Origin of the sequence: Phaeodactylibacter sp. (assembly GCF_040219495.1) — a bacterium.
GTDB lineage: Bacteria > Bacteroidota > Bacteroidia > Chitinophagales > Saprospiraceae > Phaeodactylibacter.
This window is the reverse complement of the sequence record NZ_JAVJSK010000134.1, coordinates 87519-94802: the sequence shown is the minus strand read 5'-3', so window position 1 is coordinate 94802 and position 7284 is coordinate 87519. Positions and strand designations below refer to the sequence as shown.

Here is a 7284-nt window from a genome sequence, read left to right as displayed (position 1 = left end):
TCTAGTCGAAAACTAACATTTTTTTGGTTAGACGAGGCACGAAAACCGGAGTTTAGCCTTAGCTAAATGAGGATTTTCGGGACGAAGTATAAGCAAAAAAGTGTAGTTTGCAGGCCGATTACTAAAGTCCCAACACGCTCTAAGGTCTGCAATAGCCGCAATTTCCGAATAGAAATGCTGCAGGTAAGCTTTAACTACCTCCGGGTCGCTCATAGCCGACTTAAAGAAACGGTCGTCCGGCTGATGGATAACAATTTTTTTGGGCATGATACAGAGTATGCGTCACGCCCAATTTAAATCATTTCGTTTTAAAAACCAAATATTAAACACAAAAATGTTATCCCAGCAGTGCCTTATGCGTAGCATCCAAAATCTGACGTACCTCATCATGCTCCGGAGCCTGCGCATAAACCCGCAATACCGGCTCTGTGCCCGAAGGCCGGATCATCACCCAACGGCTGCCGCCGAAGTAGAATTTAAACCCGTCAAGATCTTCAACATGCTCCACTTTATAAGGGCCGAACGCATCAATACCGCCCGTTTCACATTGCTGAATGATGGCCTGCTTTTTCTGCTCGGTCAGGTGCAGGTCGTCCCGGTCATAGGCAAAGGACCCTACCCGGTCGTAAACTTCCTGAATTAGCTCTTTAATGGATTTCCCGGTTTTCGCCATGAACTCCATGATCGTCAGGCCGATCCAAATACCGTCGCGCTCCGGGATGTGCCCACTGACCGCAAGGCCACCGGACTCTTCTCCACCCACGAGTACAGATTCCTGAGCCATGATCTCTGCGATATACTTAAAGCCGATCTTGGTTACCTCAACCTCCAGCCCAAACTGTTTAGCGAGCTCTTGCATTTTTTCGGTCACCGAGAAGGTCACCACCACTTTACCCGTTTGCTTTTTGTACTCGTACATGTAAAGCAGCAGTAGTAAAAGAATATGGTGGGAGTCGACAAAATTGCCCTCTTCATCGTACATACCAATTCGGTCAGCATCGCCGTCATTCGCGAGGCCTAAGCCAATAGACGGGTCATTTTTGATCAGTGCCGACAATTCGCCCAAATTCCGGTGAATAGGTTCCGGTGCCTGCCCCATAAAGGAGGGGTTGTAATCACAGTGCAGCAAAACCGCATTGGGCAGGAGGCGGCGCAGCGCATTTTGGCCCGCACCATACATGGCATCGTAGGCGATTTTAAAATCTGCATTGCGGATACTTTCAAGGTCAAAGCTGACCGTGACGTGGTCCACATAAATTTGCTCCAGGTCAACGTACTCCAACAGCCCCTGCGCTTCCATTTCCTGCAAGGTGGGTAGTGCCATATCCACCGTTGCCGGTATAGCGGTTTCCACTTCAGCCACCTGTGCCGGGACCATCGGCCCGCCGAGTTTCGACTTTAGTTTGAAGCCATTATAAGAAGGCGGATTATGGCTCGCCGTGATGACGACCCCAAGGTCTGAGTTGGTTTTCACCACGCCCAGGGAAACCATAGGTGTAGACACGAAGCCTTTGGCCAGTTTCACCTTCATGCCATAAGCACCCATCACCCGGGCCGTAGTTGCAGCAAATAATTCGCCCCCGAAGCGGGCATCATGACCGATTACGACCTGAGCCGCATCGTGGTCTTTCATCCAAAGGGCAGTGCCCGCAGCTACCCGCTTCACGTTTTCTACCGTGTAATCTTCAGCGATAATTGCGCGCCAGCCATCCGTTCCGAATTTGATCTTAGTCATATTTGTCAAGGGTTTATATGCTTTGGTAAACAGATTTTTACGATGCGTTCACTACCGGGTTACAATTCTGATGTAAGCTTGGCAATGATTAGCGCCCGAATTTAGTAAATTCGCCAAACTCCCGCTGTAATTGCAATAAGAAAACCAGAAGCGATTGACTGATACGTACCGGCATAAAGGCATGCGCCGAAAGCTCGTGGAGCAGCTTAGCGCGAAAGGCATCAGGGATGAGCAAATCCTGAGCGCTATTGGTATGCTGCCCCGGCATTACTTTCTGGACAAGGCCTTCGAAGAATGGGCTTATCAGGATAAACCCTTTCCGATTGGGAACGAGCAGACCATTTCCCAGCCCTATACCGTAGCCTATCAAACGAGCCTCCTGGAAGTCAAAAAGCGGGAAAAAATCCTGGAAATCGGGACCGGTTCCGGCTATCAGGCGGGTATTTTGGCCATGCTGGGCGCCAGAGTCTACACCATTGAGCGGCAGGAGCTCCTCCACCGCCGGGCCAAAAAGCTGCTCGAACTGCTGCAGCTGGGCAACATCCGCTGCTACCTCCGCGATGGCTACAAAGGCCTCCCCGAATTTGCCCCCTTCGATAAAATACTAGTGACTGCCGGTGCTCCGGAAATCCCGGAACCACTCCTCCTTCAACTTAAAGTGGGTGGTCAAATGGTGATCCCCGTAGGAGAAAAAGCACAGAAAATGCTGCGCATTACCCGGCTGAACAAAGCGGGAGACATGGAAATAGAAAAATTTGCGGATTTCAAGTTTGTGCCCTTCTTGAAAGGCGTGAATAAAATCTAATCCACCCGCCGCCCACTCGCTGTACGCGACTGCACCGACACCTGATTGACCTTTCTCAAATCCACCAGCAAGGTCGCCAGGGCGGCACTTTCACCAGCACGCCACTTCCGCCCATCGTAAGTAACCACGGCTGCCCGGCGCTCCCAGTCAGAAGCGCGCAGGGTGTAACGCTCGTTCATAGAGGGGTTAGGGCCGAAGATAAGATAGCGGTTGTCACTACCGCTCTCAAATGAAATCGCCAGGCGCTGCTGATCCGGGGTAAACAGGACGGCGCCGGGTGTACCTTTGGGAATCACCACCTGCTCCACGGTTTGCCCGTTGACAATTTTGATCTCACCCGAAATCACTTCTGCTTTTTCAGCCCGCAGCTCACGGGTCAGCACAATGGGCTCGGATAAGTAAAATTGAATGCCCTTTAGTTCAGATTCGGTAAACCGGCCCTCCTGGTACACCTGTGTGGTGAAAGGGCTAAGAGTGGGGCCGCAGGAAGTCAGCAAAACGGCAGCCAAAATGGAAAATGGAAAAAACGTTTTCATAGCAATAGCATTTTATAGCGAAGCATTCCAAGAGAATCACCTCAAGGTAATGGTAGGACTACAAACTTGCCAGTGGGTTAAAACTCTTTAACCTGCTTTAACGACAGTTTAACGCCGCTGCCGGAAGAAAGCCTTAAGCAACAGTTGGCTTTCCTCTTGCAGTACGCCGTACTCAATCTTTGTTTTGGGGTGGAGGAGCTGATTGCCCTGCCTGAGGTAGCCCCGTTTCTCATCGGGCGCCCCGTAGACCAGGCGGCCCAACTGCCCCCAATACAACGCCCCGGCACACATGACGCAGGGTTCCAGCGTCACATATAAGGTACAATCGCGCAAATATTTACTGCCCAGGTGGTTGGCAGCAGCGGTAAGCGCAAGCATTTCGGCATGGGCAGTCACATCATTGAGCAGCTCCGTTTGGTTGTGGGCACGGGCAATGATCTGGTTTTGACAGACCACCACAGCTCCTACGGGGATCTCGCCGGCTTCGTAGGCCGTTTGAGCCTCTTGCAAGGCTTTTTTCATAAAGTGTTCGTCACTGAGTACGCTTAGCATGCTGCAAATATAGAAGGCTTATGCCGGATGAGCACCAATAGCGTATGATTTTTAGAATTCCATAGCGTCTCGCTTTTATTTTTTGCAGGCAAATTCCATACCTTTGCGCATGGAAATACAGAAAACAGCTAACAACAAATTCGTCAAAGAAGGGCTCACCTTCGATGACGTACTTCTCGTCCCCGCTTACTCTCAGGTTTTACCCCGGGACGTCAATGTATCCACTCAGCTTACTAAAGGCCTCCGCCTGAATGCGCCTATTGTTTCGGCCGCCATGGACACGGTGACTGAAAACAAGCTGGCTATCAGTATTGCCCGGCAGGGTGGCATCGGGATCATCCACAAAAATATGACCATTGAGCAGCAAGCCGATCAGGTGCGCAGTGTCAAGCGGTCAGAAAGTGGCATGATTGTCGACCCCGTCACTATGAAGGCAGATGCCACTATTAGCGACGCATTAAACCTGATGCGGCGGTTCAAGATTGGCGGCATCCCAATCGTAGACAACGGTAACAAACTCGTGGGTATACTCACTAACCGGGACTTGCGCTTTGAAACGCGCCTCGATGCTTCCGTACAGGAACTGATGACCAAAAAGAACCTGATCGTCGCTCCGGTAGGGACCAACCTGGAACAAGCCCGGGATATTTTGCAGCGCCACAAGATCGAAAAACTTCCTGTGGTGGATGATAACAAGCAGCTCGCCGGGCTGATCACCTACAAAGACATCATGAAGGTGCAGGATTTCCCGCATTCCTGTAAGGACAGCCTGGGCCGCCTCGTCGTTGGCGCAGCCGTTGGCGTTACCGCCGATATGATGGACCGCGTTGAAGCACTGGTCAAAGTAGGGGTAGACGTGGTGGTGGTAGACACCGCGCACGGGCACTCTGCCGGTGTGCTTAATGCCGTAAAAAATGTCAAAACCCACTTCCCGGACCTGCAGGTCATCGGTGGCAATGTAGCTACGGGCGCAGGTGCGCTGGCACTCGCTCAGGCAGGTGTAGACGGCATCAAAGTGGGTGTAGGCCCCGGATCTATCTGTACCACCCGTATCGTTGCGGGTGTTGGTGTGCCTCAGCTCACCGCCATTAATGATGCGTACGAGGCAGTCAAGCACCTGGGCGTACCCATTATCGCCGATGGCGGCATCCGCTACACCGGTGATATCGTCAAAGCACTGGTCGCTGGTGCCAATACCATCATGGCGGGCGGTTTGTTCGCCGGAGTGGAGGAAGCGCCGGGCGAGACCATCATCTACGACGGGCGTAAATTTAAGGTGTACCGGGGCATGGGGTCGTTGGGTGCTATGGAAAAAGGCTCCAAAGACCGCTACTTCCAGGATGTGGAAGACGACATCAAGAAGCTCGTTCCGGAAGGGATCGAAGGCCGGGTGCCTTACAAGGGGACCGTTGCGGAAGTGATGGTGCAGTACCTGGGCGGTCTCCGGGCAGGCATGGGCTACTGCGGTGCTTCCACCGTTGAGGAGATGCAGAAAGCGCAGTTTGTGCGGATTACCGGTTCCGGTATTTTGGAAAGCCACCCGCACAATATTACCATCACGAAGGAGTCGCCCAACTACAGCCGCCGGTAACCGTCATTTTGTAAAAAGCGGCAATAGTGTTAATTTCGGTGTTCAACCGAAAGGCGCCATTACTATGCCAGATACTCAAAAACGGATCCCCCGATCCTTCTTTACCCGGAGTGATGTCCTGCAGGTGAGCCGGGATTTACTGGGCCAATACCTGGTTACCGAAGTAGACGGCATAAGAACGGCAGGGCGCATCGTAGAGACAGAAGCCTACCATCAGGATGGCGATAAAGCTTGCCATGCCTATCGAGGGCGCCGGACCAACCGGACCGAAGTGATGTTCTGTACAGGCGGGCACGCCTACGTCTACCTGTGCTATGGCATCCATCATTTGTTTAATATCGTTACCGGCAGTGCGGATGTAGGCTCAGCCGTGCTTATCCGTGCGCTTGAACCGGTCAATGGCACCGGGCTTATGCTCGGGCGCCGGCGAATGGGTAAGGTGGAAAAACGCCTGACTGCAGGGCCCGGCGTCCTGTCCCAGGCTATGGGCATTACAACCGATTGGACCGGGTTAGACCTGACCACCCCCCAAAGCCCGATCTGGCTGGAGTATGGTGCACCGTTGCCCGCTTCGGCAATCAAAGAGAGCCCGCGCATAGGAGTAGACTATGCCGGTGAGTGCGCTCAATGGCCCTGGCGCTTCACCGTCAAAAACAGCAAGTGGCTCAGCCGGTGACAATTCCGCCCAAAAAAATTCGTTGATTTGAACAGGAAATACCAAAATACAAACATGAAAACGCCACTCCTTCTATTTTTTGGCCTGTTGGTCAGTGCCACCCTCTTTGCTCAGGAAAGCGAAATCAAAAACTACGATTACGTCTACGCTGACCATATCCGTTCTGTACGCTTTCACGTTAATGGCCTGATGCTTTCCAACCCTGTGATCAACCTGGAGGCCGGTGCTCCGCTCAAACTTTCTTTCGACGACCTGGATGGGGATGTAAAAGACTATTTCTACAGCATCGTGCACTGCGACCGCAACTGGAACCCGTCCAACCTGCAGGAGATGGAGTACCTTGATGGCTTCAACGAGGAGCGCATTCAGAACTACGAGTTTTCCTTCAAAACCCTTTGGCCTTATACCAATTATACCCTCACCCTGCCCAACCGCGATATGCGCTGGCGCCTGTCCGGCAACTACCTGCTACTCGTATATGATGAGTCCAATGACCGTCAGCTGGTCATTACCCGCCGTTTTGTGGTCGTGGAACAGCTGGTCGGCATCAGCCCACGGTTTTTAAGGGCCAATAATGTAAGTAAGCTGCGTACGCATCAGGAGATTGACTTCACGGTTTCTCATAAACAGCTCAACATCCAAAACCCGCAGCAGGAAATCACAGCGACCATCATGCAGAATGGCCGGTGGCGGAGCGCCATTACAGGCCTGGAGCCCAAATTTATCCGCCCCGAGCTCATGATTTTCGACTATCAGGATGAGGTGGTCTTCCCGGGGGGGAAGGAATTCCGGTTTGCCGATTTGCGCAGCTTCCGGCGCGTCAGTTTCAACGTAGCTTCGGTAAGACAGGAGCAGGATTCATACCTGGTGGAAATGAAAGCCGACAATCCGAGGGACAAACTGGCCTATACCACTTTTGAAGACCTCAATGGCAAATTCGTCATCGAAACGACCGACCAAAACCGGGGAGGGAACCGGCAGGAAGACCTCGCGCTGGATCAGCTCTACGCAGAATATGCAGACGTTTCCTTTGCCCTGGCTACCGAAAAACTCCCGGGCTATGATGTGTACCTCGTTGGTGGTTTTACAGACTGGTCGCTCAAAGACAGCTACCGGCTGGAGTACGACCCCAACCTGCAGGCCTATTCCACCTGGGTGATCCTGAAACAAGGGTACTATGACTATATGTACGCTGCCGTGCCCAAGCCCAACAACAACCGGAAAAAACAAGACCGCAACCTGGACCTCTCCTTGCTGGAAGGCAACTCTCACGAGACGGTAAACGAATACACGATCATTATCTATTACCGGCCCTTTGGCAGCCGGTTTGACCGTGCCGTCGGTTCGGTAACTTTCACCTCGACCCTTGAGCCCTAACATCCAAAAAAG

7 protein-coding genes are annotated in these 7284 nt (G+C 52.4%); 4 read left to right on the top strand and 3 right to left on the bottom strand.

Annotated features, from left to right (window positions below; genetic code table 11):
* Positions 1–337: 337 nt before the first annotated feature.
* Positions 338–1735, bottom strand: coding sequence for a phosphohexomutase domain-containing protein (locus RIC19_RS21575; protein ID WP_350180447.1), 1398 nt, complete (start codon positions 1733–1735; stop codon positions 338–340).
* A 154-nt stretch (positions 1736–1889) separates the two neighbouring features.
* Between RIC19_RS21575 and RIC19_RS21570 the strand changes: the two genes are divergently transcribed.
* Positions 1890–2540: a protein-L-isoaspartate(D-aspartate) O-methyltransferase gene (locus RIC19_RS21570; protein WP_350180446.1), complete on the top strand. Its 651-nt coding sequence runs from the start codon at positions 1890–1892 to the stop codon at positions 2538–2540.
* On the opposite strand, the gene RIC19_RS21565 is transcribed toward RIC19_RS21570, so the two are convergent.
* Together RIC19_RS21565 and RIC19_RS21560 are read right to left on the bottom strand one after the other, a co-directional pair.
* On the bottom strand, positions 2537–3076 hold the full coding sequence (locus tag RIC19_RS21565) for a hypothetical protein (protein WP_350180445.1): 540 nt from the start codon (positions 3074–3076) through the stop codon (positions 2537–2539). The genes RIC19_RS21570 and RIC19_RS21565 overlap by 4 nt on opposite strands.
* 108 nt (positions 3077–3184) lie before the next feature.
* On the bottom strand, positions 3185–3628 hold the full coding sequence (locus RIC19_RS21560) for a nucleoside deaminase (RefSeq protein ID WP_350180444.1): 444 nt from the start codon (positions 3626–3628) through the stop codon (positions 3185–3187).
* A 109-nt stretch (positions 3629–3737) separates the two neighbouring features.
* Here RIC19_RS21560 and guaB point away from each other — a divergent pair, with 109 nt between their 5' ends.
* The 3 genes from guaB to RIC19_RS21545 all read left to right on the top strand — a co-directional run bounded on the left by guaB (position 3738) and on the right by RIC19_RS21545 (position 7272).
* A complete protein-coding gene (guaB, locus tag RIC19_RS21555) occupies positions 3738–5219 on the top strand; it encodes an IMP dehydrogenase (protein WP_350180443.1) in 1482 nt (493 codons plus the stop codon).
* A gap of 64 nt (positions 5220–5283) precedes the next feature.
* The gene (locus RIC19_RS21550) at positions 5284–5895 is read left to right on the top strand and encodes a DNA-3-methyladenine glycosylase (RefSeq protein ID WP_350180442.1); all 612 of its coding nucleotides are present in this window, start codon (positions 5284–5286) and stop codon (positions 5893–5895) included.
* Positions 5896–5949: 54 nt separating this feature from the next.
* Entirely contained in the window at positions 5950–7272 is a 1323-nt protein-coding gene (locus RIC19_RS21545; protein ID WP_350180441.1) for a type IX secretion system plug protein, read from the top strand.
* The last annotated feature ends 12 nt before the right edge of the window (positions 7273–7284 follow it).